Origin of the sequence: Archangium lansingense, from assembly GCF_026626635.1 — a bacterium.
Lineage (GTDB): Bacteria > Myxococcota > Myxococcia > Myxococcales > Myxococcaceae > Archangium > Archangium lansingense.
Map to the genome: position 1 here is coordinate 8,988,904 of NZ_JAPNKA010000001.1, position 24,377 is coordinate 9,013,280.

A 24,377-nucleotide genomic window follows, 5' to 3' on the forward strand; every position below is an offset into this window, starting at 1 on the left:
GCCGGGGAAACTACCGGCCCCCCGCGGACGTGCTCAAGCACCGTCTCCGCTCAGCGCCCGGGTGCGTTCACCAGTGTGACCGAGAGCCTGCTCCGGCCGAAGTCATAGGTGAAGGAGCCCGACGTGGCGTTCTCCGAGAAGTACGTCTCCGGGGACATGAGCCACTCGTCACCGCTGCCCGAGTCCCAGTCCATCACCCGGACGCGGAACGTCGGGGCCTGGGTCTTGATTGTATAGAAGCGGTTGCGCGGCATCCTCCCGGCCAGGCTGTGCCACGTGGACATGGACGGGTTCTGCCAGACCCATGACACCTGGGCACCGCTGTCACCGTCGACGATGCCATCCCCATAGCCGTCGTGCGAGTCCGCGCCCCTGCCGTCGCTGAAGAAGAGATTGAAGTAGGGATCGCTCAGGTCGTTGCTGCCGTCCTGGTCGGAGGCGATGTAGAGCGAGTTGAGGGTGATCTCCACCGCGTAGGGATTGCAGTCGAAGTCGCGCGAGAAACTGGTGGTGGTCTTGAAGTAGTGGCTCACCAGATGCGCGGGATCGAACGTCAGCTCGCCCGGGAAGACCGGCCCGTCATCCTTGTCATCCCAGCCCCAGGGTGCATTGGCCGAGTTGCTAGAGCAGCTCGCGCCATCGCCACAGGTTCCTCCATCTTTGCCCCGGAAGGATCCGAAGCTGGCGAAGGTGTTGGAGTCGAAGCGGTGCTCCCAAAGCCCACCGGGCTCGAAGATGTCGATGAGCTGGTAATAGGCCGTGGGCTGGGGATTGGCGCTGGAAGGCGTCGCCGGAGCGGTGGCCGTCTCGTACCCAAGATAGGGTTTGGAGGGGTAATACCAGATGCCATCCCCGTCCTGGACGTGGCCACCGCCATAGGCATACAGCCCGTGCCCCTTCGCCTCCTGAAACGTCATGGGATGGCCACCCGAGAGCAGAAGCGAGCCGTCGATGCCCTCGGCGTTCGCGGAGAAGTGAGTGCCCCCCGCCGTGTAGCTGTAGTGGTCCGTGTGCGCGACGGTGACGGCGCCCTCCAGTTGGCCGTACTGGGTGCCATCCCGGTAGACGGTGACGAGCAGCCCTTCCAGGTCGTTCTCGTGCTCCGTGTCGAACACCGTGTCCGACCAGTCCTGCGGGTGGTAGACGGCATACAGGATGTACCAGTGCGTCGGCGTGCTCGTGACGCTGTAGTACACATAGGGGAGCGGGTTGCTGGTCAGCGCATCGGCCGCCTCCCAGTTGTCATTCAGAATCCAATCACCGTCGAAGTCGATCCGCGTCACCATGTCCCCGCGGTACCTCGTGGAGTCGGCATCCTGGTGATGGATGGGGGCATAGCGCCAAGCCAGGTCACGATTGGTGGTGGCATTGCACGCCGCCTCGGCGTCGAGCGGCACGGCGGCAGCCGCCAGGAGCAGCGAACACAGCAAGGGGATTCGCAACGACATGGGTCTTCCTTTCCCACTCAATCCATCAGCCGGTTGAGGCTGAGATCCAGTCTGCTGCGCACCAGGCCCAGGAGGCTCTCCAGCTCAACGCCCTCGAGCTTCAGCCGAGAGGCCAGCTCTCCACGGGTGAGCTTCAGCAGCCGCTCGCGGGCCTGCACCACCCGGCGCGCAACGCTGGAGCGAGGCTCTCCGTACATCGTCGCGAGCCGGTCCATGGTGAGGCCATGGATGTGGTGCAGGCGCAACATGGCCCGCTCCCGCTCGGGCATCGCCGCCAGGGCCGTGCGCAGCGCAGTCACGAGCGCCTGGCGCGAGTCCGCCTTGAGAAGTTCCCGCTCCGGGTCATCCGGCGCCAGCATCCGCGCGAGGGTCTCGGGCGGCTCGTTGAAGAGCTCCTGGCGCCCATCCTGACTCGCCAGCTCGCCGACGATGCGCACCCCGATGATGCGCACCCAGGCCAGCAGCGGGCCCCGGCCCGAGTAGTCGGCAATCTTTGGAGGAGTGTCCCCCCGGCCCAGCAGCAGCCGTTGGCGCATCACCTGCAGCACCTCGTCCGCGGTGGACGCGGGAATCTGCCCGAGCCGGGCGGGCACCTTCTGGAGGACGTGCTGCTCGAAGGCGAGCAGGGCCTGGCGCTCCCCCATGGCGCAGGCGCACGCCAGGTACAGGTCTGCACCATGGAGCTGCCGCAGCACCTCGGCGCTTCCATCTCCAGGCAGGTGCCGCGCCAGGTGCCGCACGAAGGTCTCCGGCGCGAGCGTGACGGTGGGCCACGCCGCCTTCCCCGCCTCGAGGAGCCCTCGCAGGAGTGTCTCCAGGCCCTCCACCGCCTCCAGCCCGGTGAGCCGCTCCGGGGGCACCTGGGCCCGCAGCAGCGCCGAGAGGGAGCTCGCCCCCTGTGTCCCGCTCATGGAGTCTCCACCTTCCGGGCCACCGAGGACGGGGCCGGGTGCCGCTCCTGCCAGTCCGTCACCTCGCGCAACTCCAGGCGCGCCCGCGTTCCCAGGCCGGTCAGCTGAACCCGGGCCTCCTCCGCCAGCACGACGGCACGCGAGAGCTCCACGGCCGGCTCCTGCTCTCCCAACGCTCGGGCCAGCATGAAGGAGGCCCACGCCTCATCGAGCGGATCCCTCGGGGCGCGCGCGTGCACCTTCCGGGCACGCTCGAGCAGCGGCACGGCTCGCGTCGGGTCCCCGAGCGCCAGGTGAGCCTCCGCGATGCATGCGAGATCGAACGCGATGTCCGGAGTCTCCGCGCCCTGCGCCTGCTCATCGCTCTTCAGGGCACGCTGGCAGTACGCAAGTGCCTTCCGCGGCGCACCGGCCGTCAGCTCGAGCCGGGCCAGGGGGCGCAGCCCGTTGTTGACCGTGGCGCTGTCCGGGCCGTTCTCCTTCTCCCACAGCTGCACTGCGCGCTGCAGGTGGCGCCGCGCCTCATCGAGGTGGCCCATCCGGTGCTGGACGATGCCGATGTACATCAACGGCGCGGCGGCCCGCGGCGAGTCCGGGCCCAGCGTGCGCTGGATACGCTCCAGGGCCTGCTGATGGTAGCCGAGCGCCTCGTCGAGCCGCTGGGAGTCATAGGACACCATCCCGAGCGCGCAGAGCGCGGTGGCGGTGTTGGGGTGGTCCGGGCCCTTGCTGCGCTCGAAGATGGCGAGCGCCCGCTGGAGGTACTGCCGGGCCTCGTCCAACCGGCCCTGCTCGCGCAGGGCCACGCCGAGGTTGTTGAGCGGGGGGGCGAGGCTGGCATGGTCCGGGGAGCGCGACGTCTCCAGGAGCAACAGGGCGCGGCGCCAGGTGGCGACCGCCTCCTCGCGCCGACCCAGGGACAGGAGCTGCGTGGCGATGTTGCTGAGAGAGAGGGCGAGCGCGGGGTGCTCGGAGCCCCAGAGGCTCTCCCGCAGTTCCTGGGCCTGACGGTACAGCGCCAGCGCCTCCGTGGGCCGTTCCTGGCGGGAGCGGACCCGGCCCAGGCTGGAGAAGAAGTAGGAAGTGCGCAGGCTCTCGGGCCCATAGGTCTTGCGCGACAGCTCCAGGCCCTGGGTGAGCTCCTCATCCGCCTGGTCCAGCTTGCCCTGAACCAGCCGCACCCCGCCCATCCGCAAGTGCAGATCCGTGGCGATGGCCGGGAAGCGCTCCCGCCCCAATCGCTCCACCACGGCCCGGGCGTGCTGGGCGAGCCGATCCGCCTCCCCCACCCGCGCCATCTGATCTCCCACGATCCACACGAGGAGGACCCACACGCGCGCCACCGTCTCATCGTCGCGGCCGGCCTCAGCGGCCCAGAGGGCACGGTAGAGGATGTCCTCGGCCTCCTTCGCCTTGCCAGCATGGCCGTGGAGCTGGCCGTGGAGGACGAGCACCTCCGCATCCAACGGACGGTAGTCGAGCGCGTCGATCTCCTGGAGGAGGGCCGACGTCATCTCGATGCCCTCGGCGTGCCTGCCAGCCTCCATGCGGGCACGGGCCTCGGCGAGCCTGCGGCGAGCGGCATCCACACGGGGACGGAGCACCTCGGGCGGCTGGGGCCGGGTATAGGTGGCCGGGGAGTCCCTGCACCCAGCGAGCCCCTCGAGTGAGGCCACCAGCTGCGGCACGTTCTGCACCGTCTGGGCGTCCGCCTTCTCCAGCACCTCGGTGACGGCGGCGAACTGCCAGAGCCGAGCGTCGAGACACGCGGACGTCTGCCACGCGGGGCTGGAGGTGCTCTCGCCCGCCGACAGACAGGCCTCGGTGCGCAGCGAGCGCCAGAGTGAGGCGTGGGCATCCAGCGCGGTGGAGAGCTTCTCCCATGCATCCGTGGCGTAGGGCTTGTTCGTGGAGAGGAAGGCCGCACGCACCCGGTCCCGCCGCTCGGGCCCCCAGGCGGCGTCGAGCTTCTGCACCTCCTGGGAACAGCGCACCTCGCGCCGGTGCGCCACCACGTAACCCATGGCCACGCCCACCAGACAGGCGGTGGCGGCGGACACGGACACCCAGGTGCGCACGCGGCTCGGACGCAGGGCGAGCGCCTCCAGCAGGGCCTCCATGGAGGGGAAACGATCCTCGGGGCGGGGCCGCAATCCCCGCAGCACCGCGTTCCTCACTCGCGAGGGGACCTTCGTGTCGCGCCCGGGCGCCCGCACACGGCCCTCCTTCGCGGCCCGACCGAGCGACTCCAGGCTCACGCCCTCGAAGGGACGCACTCCGTGGAGCGCCTCGTAGAGGGCCACGCAGAAGCTGAACTGGTCCGAGAGCGCATCCGCCCCGCGCCCCTCCAGCTGCTCCGGAGCCATGTAGGCCGGCGTCCCCAGGAGCGCGCCCGTCCGAGTCAGCAACCCGAGGGAGTCCTCTGCCTGCGAGGGAGAAAGAGTGGAGGGTGCCTCCGGCGGCGAGCCCCCTCGACTGACGGGACGGGCCAGTCCGAAGTCCGTCACCCGCGCTCGGCCATCCCGGCCCACGAGGACGTTGGCGGGCTTGAAGTCTCGGTGCACCAGCCCCGCCGCATGCGCGGCCGCCAGCCCCTGCCCTGCATCCAGGAAGACCCGCAGCACCTCTCGCCAGGGCCGCGGCTCCTTCAACCATTCCGCCAGCGTGGTGCCATCCACCAGTTCCAGGGCCAGGAAGATGCCGTCTCCGCACACCCCCACGTCATGCACGGCGACGACGTGAGGGTGGGAGAGCCGAGCCAGCGCCTGGGCCTCGCGCAACAGCCGCAGCCGCAGCTCCTCCACATGGCGGCCATCGGGGCGCAGCAGCTTGAGGGCGACCTGCCGGTCCAGCTCCGGATCATAGGCCGCGTACACCACCCCCATGGCCCCGGCTCCGAGCCGCTCCAGCACCACGTACCGGGAGAGGGTGGAGCCCCGAGCCAGCGACTCGATGCCTCCGGACGCGGGGACGTTCGGGACACCGGCCGATGGCGTGGAGTCTCGGCCCGCCGCCAGCGCCAGCTGGCAACTGGTACAGCCCTCCACGTGCGCCAACACCTCCTGCCTCCGAGCCTCCGGCAGCAGTCCCACCAGGAAGTCACTCAGCGTCGTTTCGTCCGGGCACCCCATCCGACGTCTGAATTTATCAGGGCCTGGGATTTCTGGGGTATCCGAACTCGCGCTTTGGGTCGGGTAGGAGGGAAAATGTACTTTTTTCACGACTCCGGAGAAAGCGGGTCTTCCAGACTCTTCATCTGGCGGATGACCGGAGGCGGCCCAAGCGACGTTGCCGAAGTGGTCGAGTGAGCCTTCAATCTCCTGTGCCCAAAGAGCGCCATCCAGACGCCTGGGGTGACGAAGGCCCCCGCCCCCCGTGCGCCCGGAAGTGTCCGAAAAAGCGCTATACTGAAGGGTATGGATCTGTCCGTCTGGCTGACGAACTTCCGGGAGCTGCACGAGCGCGCGCGCCGCAGGCTGCACACGAGTGATGAGCGCGCACTCTACCTGGAGGCGCGCGAACAGCTTGCACGTTCACTGCTCGCGGCACAGGGCCACAAGCTGCAACCCGGAGCCAGCGCCCGGCGCAACTTCCGCGTGCCCAAGGGGATGCACGTGGATGTCAGCTTCCGCGCCGCCCCCCTGCGCAGCCGCACCCTGGACATCTCCTCCGGAGGCTTCTCCTGCATGCTGGGTGGTGCACCCGCCGGGGGAGAGCTCTGCGGCTTCGTGCTGTGGCTGCCGGGACAGGAGGAGGCGCCGGTGGTGGGCCGGGCACGCGTCGTCGCGTCCGCCCCGATCTCCCAGCAGGGCTCCCAGCGGGTTTCCTTCACCTTCGTGGATGTGAGCGACGAGGACCGCGAGCGGCTGGAGATGATGATCTTCGATCTGGCGCTCGGCTACATCGTCGCCTGAGCCGCCGCGCGCGCGCCCGGGCCGTCACTTCGGCTCGGAGAGTCGGGCCCGGATGAGCAGGTCCTCGCCAACCTGCTCGAAGGAGAGCTTCCCCACGGTGAGCGCCCGGGCCATCTGCTTGACGCCCAGTGAGCCCGACCAGGACAGACCCTCGCTGCCGATGAGCTTCGGGGCAACGAAGAGCACCAGCTCGTCCGCCAGCGACTCGCGAAGGAACGAGCCGTACATCTCCGCCCCACCCTCCACCAGCACGTGGTTGAGGCCCTCCTTGGCGAGGCGGCGCATCAGCGCCTCGAGGTCCACGCGCCCCTGCTTCGCGGGCAGTTGCCAGACCTCGGTGCCCACGGCGGCGAAGCGCTTCGCCTTGCGGCTGGTGGGGTCCTCCAGCGTGGCCACCACGGTGCGTGCCGGAGAGCGCTGGGTGAAGACGGTCAGCTTCGGGGACAGGCGCAGGTGCGAGTCCACCACCACGCGCACTGGATCCTTCCCGCCACCCTCTGCGAGCCGCGTGGTGAGCTGGGGGTTGTCCTTCTTGACGGTGGTGGCGCCCACGAGAATGACGTCCACCTGATCTCGAAGCCGGTGCACCCAGGCCCGCGCCGACTCACCCGTCACCCAGCGCGAGTCCCCCGTGGCGGTGGCCAGCTTGCCATCCAGCGTCACCGCCGCCTTGAGCGTGACGTAGGGCAGACCGGTGCTCACCGCCTTGAAGAAGGGCCGGTTGAGCTTGTCGGCCTCCTCCTTCAGCACGCTGGTGACGACCTCCACACCGGCGCGCCGCAGCCGAGCCACGCCCTTGCCATTCACCTTCGGGTTGGGGTCCGACGAGGCGGTGAAGACGCGGCGCACGCCCGCATCGAGCACGGCCTGACTGCACGGCGGGGTGCGCCCGTAGTGATCGCACGGCTCCAGCGTCGTGTAGAGGTCCGCCCCGCGCGCCTTGGCTCCCGCGGCCTCCAGCGCCACCACCTCGGCGTGCGCCGTGCCGGCCCGCCGGTGGTAGCCGCGCGCAATGATCCGGCCGCCCTTCACCAGCACCGCGCCCACCACCGGGTTGGGGCTGGTGCGACCAAGTCCCTTGGCGGCCTCCTCCAGCGCCAGGCGCATGAAGAACTCCGCCACCGCCCGGTCGAAGTCCGCCGCGCGCTTCGCCCTGGGAGTGCGCCGTGCCTGCATCCGCGCTCGCGTCAAGAGCCGCATCGCCCGTCAACCGTCCTTGCCCGCGGGACGCGGCGGCCTGAGCTCCCGCGTCCGGTCCGACAGCAGGTCCTTCAGCTCCTCCATGAACTCGGAGATGTCACGGAAGCTCCGGTACACCGAGGCGAAGCGGACATAGGCCACCTCGTCCAGCCCGTGCAGCCGGCGCATGACCTCCTCGCCGATGACCGACGAGGGCACCTCCTTCTCCCCCATCCCCTGCAGCAGCCGCTCGATGGCGACCACCGTCTCCTCGAGCTGATCCGCCGACACCGGCCGCTTCTCGCAGGCCTTCTTCAGTCCCGCGAGCAGCTTGTCCCGGTCGAACGTCTCCCGCCGCCCGTCCTTCTTCACGATGAGCGGATAGAGCTCCTCCACCCGCTCATACGTGGTGAAGCGCCGCTTGCACTGCAGACACTCGCGGCGCCGACGGATGACAGACCCCTCGTGAGACTCGCGCGAGTCGATGACCTTGTTCTCGGCGTCCTGGCAGAAGGGGCAACGCATGAATTCGGGACTCGGGAGCGAGGGGAAGGCCCTCACCCCGACCCTCTCCCAGAGGGAGAGGGAGAGAGGGAGGAAGGGTTACTTCAGCCGCGAAGCGTAGAGCGGGAAGCTCCGGGTGAACTCCTGGATGCGCTCACGGACGTTGGTCAGCCGCTTCTCGTCCGACGCGTGGTCGAGCGCCTCCACGACGAAGGCGCCGATGGTGGCCATCTCCGCCTCCTTCATCCCGCGCGAGGAGACGGCCGGAGTGCCGATGCGCACGCCCGACGTCACCATGGGCTTCTCCGGGTCGAACGGAATCATGTTCTTGTTCACCGTGATGCCGGCCTTGTCCAGCACCGCCTCGGCCACCTTGCCGGTGAGGTTCTTGGGACGCAGGTCCACCAGCATCAGGTGGTTGTCCGTGCCGCCCGAGCACAGACGCAGGCCACCACGCTTGAGCGCCTCGGCCAGGGCCTGGGCGTTGGCGACGATCTGCCGCTGGTAGGCCTTGAACTCGGGGCTGAGCGCCTCGCGGAAGGCCACGGCCTTGGCGGCGATGACGTGCATCAGCGGACCGCCCTGGATGCCCGGGAAGATCTGGCTGTTGAGCGTCTTGGAGTACTGCTCCTTGCTCAGCACGAGGCCACCTCGCGGGCCGCGCAGCGTCTTGTGCGTGGTGGAGGTGACGATGTCCGCCATGGGCACCGGCGAGGGGTGCACGCCCGCGGCCACCAGGCCGGCGATGTGCGCCATGTCCACCATCATCGCCGCGCCCACGCTGTCGGCGATCTCGCGGAACTTCGCGAAGTCGATGGTGCGCGGGTACGCCGAGGCGCCCACCACCACTACCTTCGGCTTGTGCTCCTTGGCGAGCGCCGCGGCCTGCGCGTAGTCCAGCGTCTCGGTGTCCCGGGTCAGCCCGTAGTGGACGACCTTGTAGAGCTTGCCGGAGAAGTTGAACGCGGCGCCGTGGGTGAGGTGGCCGCCCGAGTTCAAATCCAGCGAGAGGATGGTGTCACCGGGCTTCATCAGCGCCATGTAGGCGCCCATGTTGGCCTGGCTGCCCGAGTGCGGCTGGACGTTGACGTAGTCCGCGCCGAACAGCTCCTTGGCCCGGTTGATGGCGAGGTTCTCCGCCACGTCCACCACCTCGCAACCGCCGTAGTAGCGCTTGCCCGGGTAGCCCTCGGCGTACTTGTTCGTCAGCACCGAGCCCATCGCCTCCATCACGGCGGGGCTCACGAAGTTCTCCGAGGCGATCAGCTCCAGGCCCTCTTCCTGGCGGCGCGTCTCGTCGTGAACGACCTTGGCAATCTCCGGATCGACCTCGGCCAGCTTACGGATGTTCTCCATGGACACGCTCTCCTCGGTTGAGAATGCGGGCCTCAGCGTCCGCCCTCGGACTCGGCCTCGCGAATCTTGTCCAGGCGCTTCTGGTGCCGACCGCCCTCGAAGGGCGTGGCCACGAAGGCCTCTACGATGCTGCGCGCCAGCCCCACTCCGACGACCCGCTGGCCCAGGCACAGCACGTTGGCGTCATTGTGGGCCCGCGTCATGCGCGCCTCGAACTCACTGGTACAGAGCGCCGCGCGGATGCCCCGGTACTTGTTGGCCGTGATGCTCATGCCAATCCCGGTCCCGCACACCAGCACGCCGTACTGGTACTCGCCCGCGGCCACCGCCTTGCACACCGTCTTGGCGAAGTCCGGGTAGTCCACCGAGGCGTTCGTGGTGGGACCGACGTCATGGACCTCGACGCGCAGCTCCTGGAGCGCGCTGACGAGCTCACGGCGCAGCTCCAGGCCCGCATGATCCGACGCGATGATGACCTTCACGTGAGCCCTCCCTCTTCCAGACGGATACGGGGCGGGCGGACACGGGGGCAACCCGGAAGCCGCCCTACCCTCACCCCGACCCTCTCCCGGTGGGAGAGGGAGTGGCGGGGGGTGTTTCTACTTGAAGCGCTTGAAGACGAGCACCGCGTTGGTGCCGCCGAAGCCGAACGAGTTGCTCATCACCGCGTCCACGCGCTGCTCACGCGCCTGATTTGGCACGTAGTCCAGATCGCAGTCCGGATCCGGCGTGGTGTAGTTGATGGTCGGCGCGAGCACGCCGCGCTGCAGCGTCATCACGCTCACCACCGCCTCGGCGCCACCTGCCGCGCCCAGCATGTGGCCGGTCATGGACTTGGTGGACGACACCGCCAGCTTGCGGGCATGCGCGCCGAAGACCGCCTTGATGGCCTTCGTCTCGTTGGCGTCGTTGAACGGCGTCGAGGTGCCGTGCGCGTTGATGTAGCCCACGTCCTCGGGGTTCATCCCCGCCGAGGCCAGCGCCAGGCGCATGCAGCGCGCCGCACCCTCGCCCTCGGGGGCCGGCTGCGTCACGTGGTGCGCGTCCGAGTTGGCACCGTAGCCCACCAGCTCCGCCAGGATGTTGGCGCCGCGCTTCTTCGCGTGCTCCAGCTCCTCGAGCACGACGATGCCCGCGCCCTCGCCCATCACGAAGCCGTCGCGGTCCTTGTCGAAGGGACGGCTGGCGGCCGCCGGGTTGTCGTTGCGGTTGGACAGCGCCTTCATCACCGAGAAGCCACCCATGCCCAGCTCGGTGATGGCGGCCTCGGAGCCTCCGGCGATAACGGCGTCCGTCTCACCCAGGCGGATGGACTTCCACGCCTCACCGATGGCGTGCGCGCTGGTGGCGCAGGCCGACACGGGCGCCCAGTTGGGACCCTTGCAGCCATAGCGCATGGAGATGAGGCCCGGCGCCATGTTGATGATCATCTGGATGATGAAGAAGGGAGACAGCCGGTCAAACCCCTTCTCCAGCCCCTTGCGGTGCTGCTCCTCCAGAGAGGAGATGCCGCCGATGCCCGAGCCGACGATGACGCCCACCTTCTCGGGCGCATAGCCGTGAGGCGCGTCCGACCCGACAGGCAGGCCGCTCTCCTTGACGGCCATCTCGGCCGCCGCGAGCGCATACTGGGAGAACAGGTCCATCCGGCGCACTTCGCGCTTGTCGATGAACTGCTCCGGCTGGAAGTCCTTCGCCTCGCCAGCGAAGTTCGTATCGATCTTCTTCGTATCGAAGCGGGTGATCGGTCCGATACCAGACTTGCCGGCGAGCATCGCCTGCCAGTTCTTCTCGGTCCCGGTTCCCAGTGCCGTGATGATTCCGGTGCCGGTGATGACGACTCGACGGTTTGACACGTTGCTCTCCACTCAAATACGCGCTGCTGCCATGGAACGCTGGGCGGGACCAGCGCTCCCCGGCCCTACGGTGATGCCTACTTCTTGTGGGTGTTGATGTAGTTGATGGCGTCGCCGACGGTCTTGATGTTCTCGGCCTCCTCGTCGGGGATCTCGACCTCGAACTCCTCCTCCATCGCCATCACCAGCTCCACGATGTCGAGGCTGTCCGCGCCCAGGTCCTCGATGAAGGAGGACTCCGGCTTGATCTCGTCCTCCCCCACGCCCAGCTGATCGGCGATGATGTTCTTGACCTTGGCCTCGATAGCATGAGTCGACATAGGTAATGAAACCTCCAGGAACCGCGTGGCGGCCCGGCATACTCCCCGGACCTATGTAAAGGCGGGCGCGGTATAACCCACGACCGTCGCCGATCCAACCCTTGGCTACATGTACATGCCGCCGTTCACCTTCAGAACTTCACCGGTGATGTAGGCGGCGGCATCGCTGGCGAGGAAGAGGACGGCGTTGGCCACGTCCTCCGGGGTGCCCAGGCGGCCCAGGGGGATGGCGGCCTCCATCTTCTCCCGCGTCTCCCCGCCCAGGTGCGAGGTCATGTCCGTGCCGATAAAGCCGGGGGACACGGCGTTGACGCGGATGTTGCGGCTGGCCAGCTCGCGGGCCACGGACTTGGTCAGACCGATGAGGCCCGCTTTGGAGGCCGAGTAGGCAGCCTGTCCGCCGTTGCCCATCTCCCCGACCACAGAGGTCAGGCTGATGATGGCGCCGCCCTTCTGCTTCATCATCGGCCGGCTGGCGGCACGGATGAGCGCGAAGGCGCCCTTGAGGTTGGTGTCCAGCTGCTTGTCCCAGTCCTCGTCCTTCACCCGCATGACCAGGCCGTCCACGGCCACGCCCGCGTTGTTGACGAGCACGTCCAGGCGGCCGTACGTCTTGACCACGTTCTCCACGGCGCTGGCGCAGGCGGTGGAGTCCGCCACGTCGAAGCGAACCGCCTCGCCCTTGGCCCCGGCCGACTGGATGAGGCCCAGGGTCTCCTGTGCCGCGGCCTCGTTGCCCGCGTAGCTGAAGACCACCGTGGCCCCCTGCCTGGCGAAGGCCAACGCGATGGAGCGGCCGATACCTCGGGAGCCGCCCGTCACCAGCACCACCTTGTCCTTGAACGCGCTCATCTCAGGCTCCCAGTGCCGCGAGGGTCTTCTCCAGGCTCGCGGAATCTTCCACGTTGAACAGCTCGATATCCTTGGTGATGCGCTTGATGAGCCCGTTCAGCACCTTGCCGGGGCCCAGCTCGACTACGCGCGTCACGCCCTGCGCCTGGAGGGCCTGGATGCTCTCCACCCAGCGCACCGAGGAGCTCACCTGCGCCAGCAGCAGCGGCACCACACGGGCCGCGTCGCTGTTGGGGGCCGCCTCCACGTTCGTCACCACCGGGACGGAAGGGGCGGACACCTTCACCTTCGCCAGCACCTCGGCCAGCCGCGGCTTCACCGGATCCATCAACGCGCAGTGGAAGGGGGCGGACACCGGCAGCAGCTTCGCCTTGCCACCCAGCTCCTTCGCCTTGGCGATGGCCCGCTCCACGGCCTGGACGTTGCCGGCGATGACCGTCTGCTCCGGCGAGTTGTAGTTGGCCGGGGACACCACCTGGCCCTCGCCCGCCGCGTCACAGGCCTCCTTCACCTTGGCCGGCTCCAGGCCCATCACCGCGGCCATGGCGCCCACGCCCTCGGGCACCGCCTCCTGCATGAAGGTGCCACGGGCGCGCACCGCCCGGACCGCGTCCGCCAGCTGCAGCGAGCCCGCCGCCACCAGCGCCGAGTACTCACCCAGCGAGTGCCCCGCCACGAAGGCCGGCGCCGGACCCCGCTTGGAGAAGACGGCATGCACCGCCACCGACACCGTGAGGATGGCCGGCTGCGTGTTGGCCGTCAGCTTCAGCGAGGCCTCCGGTCCCTCGAACAGCATCTGGGAGAACTTCTCACCCAGCGCCTCGTCGGCCGCCTCGAAGACGGCCCGGGCCTCGGGGAACTTCTCGTACAGGTCCTTCCCCATGCCGACAGCCTGGCTGCCCTGCCCGGGGAAGACGAACGCGATCTTCGACATACTCCTGCTCCCTCCCTTTCAACAGCGCATCACCAGCGCATCACCGCACTGCCCCACGTCATCCCCGCGCCGATGGCCATCATCGCTACCACTTCGCCCTGCTTGAGCCGACCGGCCCGGTTGGCCTCGTCCAGCGTCATGGGCAGGGACGCGGAGGACGTATTGCCGTATTCGTGCAGGTTGAGCCAGCACTTCTCCACCGGCAGTTCCAGCCGCTGTAGCACGGCTTCGAGGATGCGGATGTTGGCCTGATGCGAGATGACGTGATCCACGTCCCGCACGTGCAGCCCATTGGACTGCAGGGCCGTGTGCGTCGAGTCCGCCAGCGCACGCACCGCGAACTTGAAGACCTCACGGCCCTTCATGTGCAGCGTGTGCAGCTTCTCCTTCAGCACCTCCTCGCAGGTGGGCTTGCTGGTGCCGCCACCCGGGATGCAGAGGATGTCCGCGAAAGAACCATCCGTGTACAGGTGCGTGGAGAGCAGCCCGCGGTCCGCGTCCTCGGTGGGCGCGAGCACCATGGCACCCGCCGCGTCCCCGAAGAGCACGCACGTGTTGCGATCCTCCCAGTTGACCGCCCGGCTGAGCATCTCGGCGCCGATGACCAGCGCACGCTTCACCTGGCCGGTGCGGATGAACTGGTCCGCCACGTTGAGGGCATAGAGCGAGCCGGAGCACGCCGCCGACACATCGAAGGCAAAGGCGTTCTTCGCACCCAGCTTGGCCTGCACCACGGCCGCACAGGAGGGCATGGGCATGTCCGGCGTGACGGTGCCCACCACGATGAGCCCCAGCTCCTCCGGCTGCACTCCCGCCATCTCCAGCGCCCGCCGGGCCGCCTGCACGGCCATGTCGCTGGTCGCCTCGCCCGGAGCCGCCACCCGACGCTTGCGGATCCCCGTTCGGGCGGTGATCCACTCGTCGGTCGTGTCGACGATCTTTTCGAGGTCGGCGTTGGTCAGGACCTTCTCCGGTGCGTACGAGCCGGTACCGATGATTTGCGTGCGTGCCAAGGGGACTCCCGGTGGGTGTACCGGACACGAACGCCTCGGGCGCGCTCTCTAATCGGAAAAGGCCTCGGCTGTCGCCCCCTTTCCCCTCTGGCGGGCAGGGAGCCAGGCGGCGGCGTCCGCAATGCAACGCGTCAACTCCGTGCGCAATCCCGCCTGGGCTGTCTGCAGGGCAGCCTCGAGAGCTTTTTGAATGGCCCGAGGCGAGCTGCGGCCATGGGCCACGATGCCCACGCCTTCGATTCCCAGCAGGGGCGCGCCGCCGTACTCCGCGTAGTCCATCACCTTCTTCAGACCGGTGAAGGTGGGCTGAAGCAACAACGCTCCCAGCTTCTCTGGCAGGCCCCCGCGCCGCTCGATGGCCGAGCGCAGCAACCCCGTGACGGCCGCCGCGACCCCCTCGGAGGTCTTGAGGACCACGTTGCCGGTGAAGCCGTCGGTGACGACCACCTCCACATTGCCGGAGAAGAGGTCCTTGCCCTCCACGTAGCCGGTGAAGTCCAGATCCGAGGCCCGCAGCAGTTCGGAGGCCTCGCGGGTGAGGGATGTCCCCTTGGAGGGCTCTTCCCCATTGGAGAGCACCGCCACCCGCGGCCGAGGGATGCCCAGGCGGGCCCGGACATAGGCGGAGCCCAGCACCGCCCACTGGGCGAGGTGCACGGGCCGGCACTCCACATTGGCCCCGGCGTCCAACAGCAGGCAGCGACCCGCCCCCTCGAGGGCTGGCAGCAGCGTGGCGATGGCCGGGCGATCCACTCCGGGGATACGGCCCAGCACCAGCAGCGCCCCCGCCATCACCGCCCCCGAGTGCCCCGCCGACACCAGCGCCTCCGCCTCTCCCCGGCGCACCAGTTCGAAGCCCACCCGCAGGGAGGAGTCCTTCTTGCGGCGGATGGCGGAGATGGCGTGATCCTCCATCTCCACCACTTGGGAGGCGGGGTGGAGGCGCACGTTGGGGGGGAGCCCCCCGGCCCGGGCCAGGGGCTCATGCAGACGCGCCGGGTCACCCACCAGCACGACCTCGTGCGCCGGGTGCTCTCGCGCGAACAGGAGGGCCCCCTCCACGGGGGCCGCGGGGGCATGGTCACCCCCCATCGCATCCAGGACGAGCCTCATCGCGGGCGCATCCTTCCATGGACGCTCTGGAGCTGGGAGCACGGAGAGCAGACAGGTAGACACCTCCGGGCCCCTGGACGTAAGAATGTGGGCATCCAGGTCAGGGTTGGACTGGGCACGGCGATCCCCCGCACAGGCGCGTTGACTCACACACGCCGAGCGGCTAGGGTCCGCCGCCTTCCGAGCTTTTGCCGGTCGGGACCGGTGGGGAAGCCCCGAGGTCCAGGGCCGTGACGAGATAGAGGTGAGCCGTGGGTGTTCCCAAGAAGCGTACGTCCAAGATGCGTCGTGACCGCCGCCGGGCGGCCAACAACAACCTGCGGAGCGCGGTGCAGGTGATTCAGTGCGCCAACTGCAAGGAGCCGGTGCTTCCGCACCGCGCTTGCGCGGCGTGCGGCCACTACAAGGGCCGCGAGACGGTGCCGGGCGCTCAGGCCTGATTACCTGACTCCAGTTCCACTGGAAGGCACGAAGGCCGCTCCCTCCTCCCGAGGGGCGGCCTTTCTGCTTTGGTCCCCCCTCACTGCCCGGGCCACGTGTCCCGGCAGGTACTCCCCGGGATGGGAGGGGGCTCGGACTCGAGCAGGTGCGGGGGCGCCATCTCGCCCTCGTCCCGCATCCGCAGCGCCAGATCGATGCGCGCCGCCGCGTTGATCAACCCCAGGTGACTGAAGGCCTGGGGGAAGTTGCCGAGCTGCTCGCGCGTGAGCGGATGGACCTCCTCGGCGAGCAGCCCCAGGTGGTTGGCCGCCTCGGCGTGGAACATGAAGACCCTCTCGGCCTCATCCAGCCGGTTGGACAGCGCCAGCGCCTCGACGAGCCAGAAGCCGCACAGGAGGAAGCCGCCCTCGGGACCCGCCACCCCATCGTCCATCCGGTAGCGGCGGAGGAATCGTCCCGCCCCCAGCTCGGTGCGCAACCAGTCGATCGTCCCCTGCACGAGCGGCTCGCACGCCCGGAAGCACCCCGCGACGGGCAGCAGCAGCAGCGAGGCATCCGGCTCGTTGCTTCCATAGAAGCCCACGAAGTGCTTGCCCGAAGGGTCTACGCCATTGCGGAGGATGTCGTTGCGGATGAGCTCCGCCTCGTTGGCACATGCCTCCTGGAGCTCGGGCTCGGCAAAGAGCCGGGCCAGGTGCCGGCCCCGCTGGAACGCCAACCAGCACATGAGCTTGGAGTGCACGTTGTGACGCATCTCCCGGCGAGGCTCCCAGATGCCGTGATCCGGCTCGCGCCAGCGGCGGGCGGTGGTCTGGAGGACCTGCTTGAGCAGCGCCCAGGTGCGCAGCGGCAACCGGCCACCAAACCGCTCGTAGAGATAGGCCGCATCGAGCAACGCGCCGGCCGTATCGAACTGGAGCTGATCCCGAGCGTCATTGCCGATCCGCACCGGGCTCGAGCCCTGGAACCCGGACAGGTGCTGGAGGAGCTTCTCCTCGGGCACCGGGCCCCCATCCAGCGAGTACATCACCTGGAGGGGATCGCCGCGCTTCAGCGTGTCGCGCACGAAGTAGAAGAACTCGCGGGACTCGTTCGGGTAGCCGATCAGGTTGGTGGCACGCACGGCCATGGCCGCGTCGCGCACCCAGCTATAGCGGTAGTCCCAGTTGCGAGGCCCGCCAATCCACTCGGGCAACGAGGTGGTGGCCGCGGCCACCATGGCGCCAGTGGGGGCGTACATCAGCAGTTTCAACACCAGTGCCGAGCGGAGCACATGGTGCCGCCAGGGCCCCTCGTACTGGAGCTGCCGGGACCACTCCCGCCAGGCCTGGCGCGTGGCGCGAAGCAGCTCGTAGGGCCGATACGCGGCAACGGGCTCCGCATGCTCCGAGTCCCAGGCCAGAATCATCCAGCGCCGCTCGCCGCGGCCAAGCCGGATGCTCGCCCGGACCCCCCCTGACGCGCCACGAGGCTCCCACCGCACCTCCTCATCGAGGACCGCCACCATCCGCTCGCCCAGGGCCCCGCGCGCGACCAGTCCATGCCCCTCTCGGTCCAGCCGCGTCTCCGACTCGCCGTACCTGAATCGCGGATCGAAGATGACATCCAGCTCGAGCGAGCCCTCCAAGCACTCGATGCGCCGGTGCACCTCGTGGATGGTGGCGCGGGGATCATTCGTCCACGGCATGTAGTCGATGATCCGAACAACCCCCTGGCTCTCGACCCGGAAGAGCGTCTCCAGCACGTTGGTGTCCGGGTCGTAGCGCTGCAGGCTCTCGAAGGGCCAGACAGCCGGGGTGATGCCGGTGCAACCGCCCTTCTCGTCATCGAGGATCGCCGCGAAGACGCTCGGGCTGTCGAAGCGGGGAAAACAGAGCCAGTCGAGGATGCCATCGGGCCGGACCAGGGCGCAGGTAATGCCATCACCAATCAGCCCCCGGCTGGCCAGGGAGATCTCCCGGTACGACGCCGGATTCGTGAACCGGAACGGCCGGCTCATCCGCTTGGCGGCACTGTAGAGGTCCATGCGCGCTGCCCTCTCCTCCCCCAAGGGTAGGAACCCCCACGGCCCGTGAAGCCAACCCGGGTGGAGACCAACCAGACGTCCGCGCCGCCTGACGTGTCAGCCCCCGGATTGACGTGCCAGCCGTCATGTCAGCACGGCCCCCTGCTCCCCCTCCGGCTCCCGAAGCACGTTCCTCCGCGGGCTTACGCGCCGGACCGCGCTGGCCTGGCCCCTGCACAGGCCTCCGCGTGATGCCCACGGTCCTTGCTTTTTGAGGACTTGGAAAACCTCAAGCCCTCTTCTCTCAGAGACTTCCGCTTCTGTAAGTTGCAGAAGGCTCTCTAATAGTTGTTTTGAGTTCAAACAGTATTCCGCCGCCGCAGCTAGGAACGCCATGGAAGCCCTCATCAATCAATTGAAGTCGCTGGCCCTCACGGAAGCCCTCCCCTTCCTCCTCAAGGCAATGGGCGCGCTGGTGCTGTGGTACGTGGGCCGCACGGTCATCACTGGCTTCCGGCGCGTGCTGAACCTCGGCCTGCAGAAGCGCCAGCTGGACGCCACGCTCATCCGCTACATCGAGTCGCTCTTCGCGGGCTCCCTCACCATCCTCCTGCTGCTCGCCATCCTGGGCATGATGGGGGTGGAGACCACCTCGTTCGCCGCGCTGCTGGCGGCGGCGGGCATCGCGATCGGCACGGCCTGGTCCGGACTGCTCTCCAACTTCGCCGCGGGCATCTTCCTGCTCGTGCTGCGCCCCTTCCGCGTGGGCGATGAGATCTCCGCGGGCGGTGCCACCGGCCTGGTGCAGGAGATCGGCCTGTTCGCCACCACCATCGACACCGGCGACAACCTGCGCATCTCGGTCGGCAACAACCGGCTGTTCGGCGACAACATCATCAACTTCACCCACCACCCCCACCGCCGGGTCGTCGTCAAGGTGCCGCTGATGCACGGCGTGGACGTGCCCACGATGATGCGCGCCCTGCGGGAGCGAGTGGCGGTGGTGCCCGGCATCCAGGAGCAGCCCGCTCCCAGTGTCGACGTGGTGGAGCTCACCGCGCTCGGGCCGGTGCTGGGCGTCGGCGTGTCCTGCAAGCCAACCCTGGCCGGGGCGACCCAGGCCGCCATCTCACTGGCCGTCGCGGAGTTCCTCATGGCCTCCGGGTACGCCGTGCCCCAGCAGCCCGCGCAGCAGCCCATCGCCAAGGCGAGCTGAAGCGCCGAGCACATCCGGGACCGGGGAAAACCCCCGGCCTGGCAGGCGGGCCCTCCACCGCCCCAGTGTGTGAATTGGACGGAATAAAGGGTGCCATCCACCCCGCATGAGGCACTTCATCACGCGTGGGCGGGCATTCCTCTGGCTGGTGCTGCTGGTGTCCCTCCCCGCGCTCGCGGGAACACACCCCAGCCTCTTCTTCGAGGCCTCCCAGCTCGAGTCGCTGCGCCAGAAGGCCCAGACGACCCATCAGGCCATCTACCAACCCCTGTTCAAGGGCGCGACAAGCTACCTGGGCAGCACCGTCTCCCCCTCGGGCCTCGTCACCTGGAAGGCGACCGGGAAGACGTTGCAGCTGGACCGCCGCGAGGTCGGCAACCTGCTGGTGGTGCTCGCCTTCGTGGGGCAGCTCTCCACCGACAGCCGGTACCTCGAGCTGGCCCGGAGCTGGCTGCTGATCGTCTCTTCGTGGGGAAACCTCGACCTCGACGGCACGCATGATCTCATCCAGGCGCACCTGCTCGGAGGCGTCGCGGTGGCCTACGATCTGGTGGCCCCGAAGCTCACTGCCACCGAGGCCTCGCGCGTCCGCACCACCCTCCAGCAGAACGCCAACGCCCTCATGCAGGCCTCCAAGGGCGGCGAGTGGTGGGCGGACGAGTACCTGCAGAACCACAACTGGGTGAACCATGCCGCCATTGGGCTTGCGGCGCTCGCCACCCGGGGAGACCTGCCGGACGCCACCACCGGGCCCTGGATGGAGCTCGCCACCGGCAATGCGCGCAAGGTGAAGCGGGTGTTGGATCTGGTGACGGATGGCCTCTGGCACGAGGGCTTCGGCTACGTCACCTACGGGCTGAGCTGGTACCTGCCCTTCGTCCACGCGCTCCAGCGCGTCACTGGCGTGGACGTGGGAGACCTGGTCCTGGTGAAGGCGATGCCCCGCGCCCTGGCCGCCACCCAGCTCCCGGAGCGGCCTCACCACTCCCTACTGCTCCACGGAAACTTCTACGCCATCAGCCGGGACATGGGGCTGATGCCCCTGCGCTACGCGGCGACGCGCTACCGCGACTCCGTGGCCCAAGCCACCGCGGACACCTGGATGCGCGGCACCACCTTCAGCAGCTACGCGCCCGAGCTCAACCAGCGCGTCTTCGAGTTCCTCTTCTACGACGCCTCCCTGCGCGCCACGGACCTGCGTGCCCTGCCCTTGGACTGGTACGGCGACAACCAGCAGGCAGCGGTGTTTCGCGGCGGCTGGGACAAGGGCTCGATCCTGTTCGCGCTCAAGAACGGCCCCTATGGCGGCATGGCCGGGTGGCAGTGGCTGAAGAGTGGAATGGAGCCGCGTGGCACCCTCAACATCAGCCACGACCACGCCGACGACAACGGCTTCTACCTGTACGGCCAGGGCTCCTGGCTGGCCCCCGAGGCTCCCGGTTACTACATCGGCCACTCGGGCTCACCAGGGCCCGCCGCCAACCAGACCGTCTTTCACAACTCGCTCACCATCGACGGCCTGGGCCAGCTCGGCGAGGGCGTGCGCGACAAGAGCGACTCCGCCGCGTCCTATAGCTGGTACCTCGACCGCAAGGGCGGCATCCCCTTCTTCGGCTCCAGCGAGCACTTCGGCTACGCCATCGGCGACGGCGCCTCGCTCTATGCCTCGGCATTGGGACTGCGCCGCTGGGACCGTCATGCTCTCTTCCTCGACCGCCGGTGGGTGGTGCTGCGGGACGTGGTGCAGGCCTCGAAGTCCCACGTGTACCGGTGGTCCTGCCACTTCATGAATGGCGCTACCCGGGAGGGAGGCTGGCTCCATGGGCGCGGCGAGAACGGCCAGGCCCTTGGCGTCGCGGTGGTGGCGCCCGAGTCCTTCGATGTCTCCTTCACCGAGCAGCGGCCCGTCCACATCCAGAAGTTCAACCCCACCGGCTTCGTCGTCAACGCCGAGGTGAAGCCCTCCACCGCCTCTGCCAACGTCACCTTCCTCACTGCCCTGGTGCCCACCACGGAGTCGACCTGGGCCTCGCGCCCGGCGGTGAAGGCGCTTGATGCTCGGACCCCGGAGGTTGGACTGAAGGTGACCGAGGGGACATCCACCGTCTACGCCCTCTTCAACGACCTCCCCGGGCAGAGCCGTGAGGCGGGAGGGCTGCTGCTGGCGGGCCTCGCCGGTGTCGTGCGCTACGAGGGCACCACGCCCACCCGCGTGTTGCTGGTCCAGGGCACGAGCCTCTCCGAGGCCTCGCGTACTCTCATCAGCCAACCCGAGGCCACGCAGGTGCTGGAAGCGGACGGGCTCGCCTCCGACACGCTGCGGCTGTCCGGAAACGGCCAGGGTTCGCCCCGCATTCATGCGCCCCAGGCCACCCGCGTCCTCTGGAACGGCGTAGAGGTCCCCTTCCACCGTGAGGGAGACACCGTCGTGGTGGGGATGGTGGACGCTCCGCTTCCTACGAGCCCCTCGTCTCCAGACGGCACCGAGACCCCGCCCCCTGCCGGCATCGAGTCCCCGACTTCCGATGGCATCGAGAACGAGCCCCTCGAGGGCTCCGGCTCGGCGATGCCGCCCCTCGAGGATCCAGAGTCCGAGACCTCCCGCTTCCGGCCCGCCGGCCTGTCCTGTGCCACGAGTGGAGAGCCGCTCGCCTTCACCTGGGGCCTGCTCGCCCTGAGCGGAGTGCTCGCCCGCTGGCGGCGCCGGCCGTCGCGTTCGCACGTGCGCTAGAACCGGGAGATCCCGTGCCCGCCCCCCGACGGGTTCGAATCCCGTCGGGGACAACCTGGAAGGCCCAGAAATCTCAAGGGGTTGCTGGGCTTTTCCTTTGCCCCCGGTTCCTCATGTGCCCTCAGTGTGCCCCTCCGGCGTCTCTGGCCGGTGCGGCGTGGAGCTGGGGCACAGGCCGGTCGAGCTGATTGGGGGAGCCCTGCGCGAGGATCGAAGAGCTGCAATCCGTCTTGCACAGCACGCAGAATTGAGCGCCGTGAAACAGTACCTCGACCGAACCTTCCTCCAGCTGGGGCGTGGCTTCCAGTTCTCCGTCGAGCCGCCGCCGGCGCTCGCGAGCGCCGAACACCTGGCCAGCCGCGACTCCTGGACCGTGCTCGGCAGCGTGCTTGCACGCGTGCGCCAGGGCGACCTGCGCGCGGTCGAGGTCCTGCCGGACCTGATGGCGCGGGACGACGCGGCCCTGGTCTGGAACGCCTGCGTGCAGCTGATCGGCTTCGCCGGGCGCACCTCGTTCATGCTCGACACGGCTGAGCGCTTCCTGTCCCGGCCAGACGATCTGGGCATCCAGTGGAGCATCGGCGACCTGCTGCGCAACGGCTGCAGCCTGCGCGCGGTGGAGCCCCTGCTGCGGCTGCATGCGGCGGCCACTGACAGGGATGCACGACGGCATGTCGAGCGCTGCCTGTCGACACTGCTGGAGGAACAGCCGGGCGCGATCGATGACGGCGCCGAGGAGCAGGAGGTTCCGGACCCCGCGTATCCGGAGCCCTTCACCCAGACCATGACGGTGCTGGACCGTGCCGGCTATGCCGCGCAGGTGCGCGAGGCGGCGGCCGAAGTTGCGTCGCGGTTGGCCTCACGCGACCAGGCGGTGACGGCCGGCCTGCCGCTCGACCTGGAAGCGCTGGTCAGGCGCCTGCACGAACGCATCCGCTCGGGCGAGCCCAGCGGCTCGCGCATGGAGTGGGAACGCATGTGCTTCGAGGCCAGCACCGGCGTCGACTGCACTGCGTTCTACGAGCAAGGGCGACTGCAGCGGCTGGCCGCCCTGGCCATCCTGGAGGACTTCATGGACGCCGGACACGCTGCGGCCTTCGAGCCCGGCGTGCGCTACTTCTTCGGGCATCGCGTCGATAGCACGCGCAAGGAGACGTCCGAGGCGTGTGTCCCTCTCGTGGGCGGAGCGGTGCCCAGCAATGACTGACGTTTGTGACACAGTAGGACTACGGGCAGGCTCAAATAAGTATGGAGGAAGGGGGAGCCTAACCCCTCTGTCCACTGGGTGGGGACAAGCTCAGGGGACCGGCGCCAGCAACATGCGCCGTCCCCAACTGGTACCTCAGCCTGCTCACCAGGAAGAGGAAGCGCACCCCGTAGACGAGGTTCGCGAGCCCCGCCACGAAGTAGAGGATGCTCAGGGGGCCGACGCGCGGCACCTTGAAGAAGCTCACCCCCACAGTCACGCCCATCGAGATGATGAGCATCCGGCCCACGTGTCTCGTGGTGTCGGCCAGGGCAGGCGCCGCCCGCATGAGGGACTGGATGAGAAAGCCCATCGCCACGAGGCTGAGCACGAGGGGTAGGTCCTCGAGCATCGGGTGGCCCAGCAACCCGAAGGACGAGAACGCGAGGACGAACAGGCTGAGGGCGATGTAGGCAGGCTCTCTGGCTCCAGACACCTCCGGTACACGGGCGTACTGGAAGAGGCTCATGCTGATCAGGGCGAGGGGGATGGGGAACACCGACGTGAAGTGCACCAGGGGGTGCACGTTCGAGAACGCGGCAATGAAAAAGAAGGGCCAGAGCGAAAGGGCGGACAGGACGGCGAGCGCATACAGGCCTCGGAGCCACAGGGTGAGTCCGCTTGCCGCGGCCTTCCACTCCGACACCTCGGGCTGGGGAGCCCGCGTGCGGAGCACCTCCGCGTGGGTCAGGAAGAAGGTCCCCGCCAGCAGGACATGGATGGCCATGAACGGCGCCGTAAGAGCGACGAGCACGGTGGACCGCGCGCTGTGATCGGACAGGAACTGGGCCAGGAGCATCCCCCCGAATTCCAGTGCCGTTAGACCCGCGATGGCCAGGAAGAGGGGCCGAGGAGGACGGACCTCGAGCAACAGGCACCCCTGCCACACCGTCAGGAGCATGGCCCCGATGAAGGCTGCGAACGCCAGGGTGATGACGACGGTCAGGATGGAGTCTGCCAGCCCGCGCTCTCCCTCCGTGCCCTCGGAGAGGAGCATGGAGCCGAGCAAGAGGACGACCTGGACCCCGATGAGCATGACCGAAGCCGCAGCCCCGCGGCGCACCTTCTCGTTCTCCAGGCGCGACGCGAACCTCAGCAGCCCAAGCGCAAGGAGGGCCGCGGGCAGCAGCTGCAGCACCGAGAACGCGTATGAGACGAGGGCGGCGAGATGGAGGACGCAGCTGGAGAACGCGCCCAGGAACAGCAGGCGAAGCCCAGAGGCGTAGGGGTCCTGAGCTGAAGAGGCAGGCGACGTCATGGGGATCCTGGGGCAGAGAGGGAGCACCCGTGAAGCGGCCGGTACCTTACCCGTTGCGATGCCGTCACGTACGCCAGCAC

20 protein-coding genes are annotated in these 24,377 nt (G+C 68.5%); 5 read left to right on the plus strand and 15 right to left on the minus strand.

The window, feature by feature from the left end:
* Positions 1-50: 50 nt before the first annotated feature.
* From OV287_RS35585 to OV287_RS35595, 3 genes are read right to left on the minus strand one after another with little or no spacing between them, the layout of a single operon-like run.
* Positions 51-1,448 (minus strand): hypothetical protein, encoded by a 1,398-nt coding sequence (locus OV287_RS35585; protein ID WP_267538487.1) that lies wholly within the window; start codon positions 1,446-1,448, stop codon positions 51-53.
* A 17-nt stretch (positions 1,449-1,465) separates the two neighbouring features.
* Positions 1,466-2,359, minus strand: a complete 894-nt coding sequence (locus OV287_RS35590) for a sigma factor-like helix-turn-helix DNA-binding protein (protein ID WP_267538488.1) — start codon at positions 2,357-2,359, stop codon at positions 1,466-1,468.
* Positions 2,356-5,490, minus strand: coding sequence for a serine/threonine-protein kinase (locus OV287_RS35595; protein ID WP_267538489.1), 3,135 nt, complete (start codon positions 5,488-5,490; stop codon positions 2,356-2,358). The genes OV287_RS35590 and OV287_RS35595 overlap by 4 nt, the downstream gene beginning before the upstream one ends.
* Before the next feature lie 285 nt (positions 5,491-5,775).
* Here OV287_RS35595 and OV287_RS35600 point away from each other — a divergent pair, with 285 nt between their 5' ends.
* On the plus strand, positions 5,776-6,273 hold the full coding sequence (locus tag OV287_RS35600) for a PilZ domain-containing protein (protein WP_267538490.1): 498 nt from the start codon (positions 5,776-5,778) through the stop codon (positions 6,271-6,273).
* Positions 6,274-6,297: 24 nt separating this feature from the next.
* Here OV287_RS35600 and ribD read toward each other — a convergent pair whose 3' ends face one another.
* From ribD to plsX, 10 genes are all read right to left on the minus strand, one after another.
* Positions 6,298-7,473, minus strand: coding sequence for a bifunctional diaminohydroxyphosphoribosylaminopyrimidine deaminase/5-amino-6-(5-phosphoribosylamino)uracil reductase RibD (ribD, locus tag OV287_RS35605; RefSeq protein WP_267538491.1), 1,176 nt, complete (start codon positions 7,471-7,473; stop codon positions 6,298-6,300).
* A gap of 6 nt (positions 7,474-7,479) precedes the next feature.
* Entirely contained in the window at positions 7,480-7,977 is a 498-nt protein-coding gene (nrdR, locus tag OV287_RS35610; RefSeq protein WP_267538492.1) for a transcriptional regulator NrdR, read from the minus strand.
* 78 nt (positions 7,978-8,055) lie between these two features.
* The gene (glyA, locus tag OV287_RS35615; RefSeq protein WP_267538493.1) at positions 8,056-9,312 is read right to left on the minus strand and encodes a serine hydroxymethyltransferase; all 1,257 of its coding nucleotides are present in this window, start codon (positions 9,310-9,312) and stop codon (positions 8,056-8,058) included.
* A 32-nt stretch (positions 9,313-9,344) separates the two neighbouring features.
* Entirely contained in the window at positions 9,345-9,794 is a 450-nt protein-coding gene (gene rpiB, locus OV287_RS35620) for a ribose 5-phosphate isomerase B (RefSeq protein ID WP_267538494.1), read from the minus strand.
* Between the two features lie 117 nt (positions 9,795-9,911).
* Positions 9,912-11,168, minus strand: coding sequence for a beta-ketoacyl-ACP synthase II (fabF, locus tag OV287_RS35625; RefSeq protein ID WP_267538495.1), 1,257 nt, complete (start codon positions 11,166-11,168; stop codon positions 9,912-9,914).
* A gap of 77 nt (positions 11,169-11,245) precedes the next feature.
* Positions 11,246-11,488 (minus strand): acyl carrier protein, encoded by a 243-nt coding sequence (gene acpP, locus OV287_RS35630; RefSeq protein ID WP_047856813.1) that lies wholly within the window; start codon positions 11,486-11,488, stop codon positions 11,246-11,248.
* Between the two features lie 105 nt (positions 11,489-11,593).
* Entirely contained in the window at positions 11,594-12,340 is a 747-nt protein-coding gene (gene fabG / locus OV287_RS35635; RefSeq protein ID WP_267538496.1) for a 3-oxoacyl-[acyl-carrier-protein] reductase, read from the minus strand.
* Between the two features lies 1 nt (position 12,341).
* Complete coding sequence (fabD, locus tag OV287_RS35640; protein WP_267538497.1) at positions 12,342-13,274, minus strand: ACP S-malonyltransferase; 933 nt, start codon at positions 13,272-13,274, stop codon at positions 12,342-12,344.
* Between the two features lie 29 nt (positions 13,275-13,303).
* Complete coding sequence (locus tag OV287_RS35645; RefSeq protein ID WP_267538498.1) at positions 13,304-14,287, minus strand: beta-ketoacyl-ACP synthase III; 984 nt, start codon at positions 14,285-14,287, stop codon at positions 13,304-13,306.
* Between the two features lie 48 nt (positions 14,288-14,335).
* A complete protein-coding gene (gene plsX, locus OV287_RS35650) occupies positions 14,336-15,400 on the minus strand; it encodes a phosphate acyltransferase PlsX (RefSeq protein ID WP_267538499.1) in 1,065 nt (354 codons plus the stop codon).
* 251 nt (positions 15,401-15,651) lie between these two features.
* Between plsX and rpmF the strand changes: the two genes are divergently transcribed.
* Positions 15,652-15,840: a 50S ribosomal protein L32 gene (gene rpmF / locus OV287_RS35655; RefSeq protein ID WP_047856808.1), complete on the plus strand. Its 189-nt coding sequence runs from the start codon at positions 15,652-15,654 to the stop codon at positions 15,838-15,840.
* A gap of 80 nt (positions 15,841-15,920) precedes the next feature.
* Here rpmF and OV287_RS35660 read toward each other — a convergent pair whose 3' ends face one another.
* On the minus strand, positions 15,921-17,867 hold the full coding sequence (locus OV287_RS35660; RefSeq protein ID WP_267538500.1) for a glycoside hydrolase family 15 protein: 1,947 nt from the start codon (positions 17,865-17,867) through the stop codon (positions 15,921-15,923).
* Positions 17,868-18,240: 373 nt separating this feature from the next.
* Here OV287_RS35660 and OV287_RS35665 point away from each other — a divergent pair, with 373 nt between their 5' ends.
* From OV287_RS35665 to OV287_RS35675, 3 genes are all read left to right on the plus strand, one after another.
* Positions 18,241-19,062, plus strand: a complete 822-nt coding sequence (locus OV287_RS35665) for a mechanosensitive ion channel family protein (RefSeq protein ID WP_267538501.1) — start codon at positions 18,241-18,243, stop codon at positions 19,060-19,062.
* Between the two features lie 106 nt (positions 19,063-19,168).
* The gene (locus OV287_RS35670) at positions 19,169-21,793 is read left to right on the plus strand and encodes a DUF4962 domain-containing protein (protein ID WP_267538502.1); all 2,625 of its coding nucleotides are present in this window, start codon (positions 19,169-19,171) and stop codon (positions 21,791-21,793) included.
* A 256-nt stretch (positions 21,794-22,049) separates the two neighbouring features.
* Positions 22,050-23,000 carry a hypothetical protein gene (locus OV287_RS35675; protein WP_267538503.1) on the plus strand — a complete coding sequence of 317 codons (951 nt, stop codon included), beginning with the start codon at positions 22,050-22,052 and terminating at the stop codon, positions 22,998-23,000.
* Between the two features lie 58 nt (positions 23,001-23,058).
* Here the strand turns inward: OV287_RS35675 and OV287_RS35680 are convergent, their stop codons facing one another.
* A complete protein-coding gene (locus OV287_RS35680) occupies positions 23,059-24,297 on the minus strand; it encodes a hypothetical protein (RefSeq protein WP_267538504.1) in 1,239 nt (412 codons plus the stop codon).
* Positions 24,298-24,377 lie beyond the last annotated feature (80 nt).

Bases quoted from the DNA above. Each gene is read 5' to 3' on its own strand.
- OV287_RS35665 (WP_267538501.1), top strand. From the start codon at position 18,241: ATGGAAGCCCTCATCAATCAATTGAAGTCGCTGGCCCTCACGGAAGCC.
- OV287_RS35585 (WP_267538487.1), bottom strand. From the start codon at position 1,448: ATGTCGTTGCGAATCCCCTTGCTGTGTTCGCTGCTCCTGGCGGCTGCC.
- OV287_RS35680 (WP_267538504.1), bottom strand. From the start codon at position 24,297: ATGACGTCGCCTGCCTCTTCAGCTCAGGACCCCTACGCCTCTGGGCTT.
- OV287_RS35660 (WP_267538500.1), bottom strand. From the start codon at position 17,867: ATGGACCTCTACAGTGCCGCCAAGCGGATGAGCCGGCCGTTCCGGTTC.
- nrdR (WP_267538492.1), bottom strand. From the start codon at position 7,977: ATGCGTTGCCCCTTCTGCCAGGACGCCGAGAACAAGGTCATCGACTCG.
- acpP (WP_047856813.1), bottom strand. From the start codon at position 11,488: ATGTCGACTCATGCTATCGAGGCCAAGGTCAAGAACATCATCGCCGAT.
- OV287_RS35600 (WP_267538490.1), top strand. From the start codon at position 5,776: ATGGATCTGTCCGTCTGGCTGACGAACTTCCGGGAGCTGCACGAGCGC.
- OV287_RS35670 (WP_267538502.1), top strand. From the start codon at position 19,169: ATGAGGCACTTCATCACGCGTGGGCGGGCATTCCTCTGGCTGGTGCTG.
- ribD (WP_267538491.1), bottom strand. From the start codon at position 7,473: ATGCGGCTCTTGACGCGAGCGCGGATGCAGGCACGGCGCACTCCCAGG.
- glyA (WP_267538493.1), bottom strand. From the start codon at position 9,312: ATGGAGAACATCCGTAAGCTGGCCGAGGTCGATCCGGAGATTGCCAAG.
- fabG (WP_267538496.1), bottom strand. From the start codon at position 12,340: ATGAGCGCGTTCAAGGACAAGGTGGTGCTGGTGACGGGCGGCTCCCGA.
- plsX (WP_267538499.1), bottom strand. From the start codon at position 15,400: ATGAGGCTCGTCCTGGATGCGATGGGGGGTGACCATGCCCCCGCGGCC.
- OV287_RS35590 (WP_267538488.1), bottom strand. From the start codon at position 2,359: ATGAGCGGGACACAGGGGGCGAGCTCCCTCTCGGCGCTGCTGCGGGCC.
- OV287_RS35595 (WP_267538489.1), bottom strand. From the start codon at position 5,490: ATGGGGTGCCCGGACGAAACGACGCTGAGTGACTTCCTGGTGGGACTG.
- fabD (WP_267538497.1), bottom strand. From the start codon at position 13,274: ATGTCGAAGATCGCGTTCGTCTTCCCCGGGCAGGGCAGCCAGGCTGTC.